This is a genomic window from Vibrio qingdaonensis, assembly GCF_026191675.1.
Classification (GTDB): domain Bacteria; phylum Pseudomonadota; class Gammaproteobacteria; order Enterobacterales; family Vibrionaceae; genus Vibrio; species Vibrio qingdaonensis.
Genome location: NZ_JAKRRY010000187.1, coordinates 1 through 317 on the forward strand (window position 1 = coordinate 1; position 317 = coordinate 317).

The 317-nt window shown below is 45.4% G+C and carries 1 protein-coding gene; it reads right to left on the reverse strand.

The genetic code is table 11. The annotated features are described in order from the left end of the window. Window positions 1–131: 131 nt before the first annotated feature. Window positions 132–317, reverse strand: a 186-nt coding sequence (locus MD535_RS25950) for a hypothetical protein (RefSeq protein WP_265678146.1), incomplete at its 5' end; no start/stop codon positions are given.

Below are 317 nucleotides of genomic sequence, written 5' to 3' on the forward strand. Positions count from 1 at the left end.
TCATTGACCGTCATAAACGGTTCGAGCGGGTCTTTCATTGGGACAACAATCACTTCTGCTCGAAATTGCGCCCACCATTTTGAAAAAGGTTGCGCTTTTGTTGTGAATATTCCTTTAGAGCCGCGATTCATTTACTTTCCCCAAGGTGTAGTATTTGGTTTTTCATCAAACATGCCTATTTGACTCGTGCTTATGTAGCCGCTGTTGGTTAAATAGCGTTTTGGCACAATGGTGTTTGGCGTCGGTTCGTAGCACCAGAGCAGACGAGCCGGATGTGAAAATTCGACATTGACCGTGACATGCAGGCCGTCTTCTTT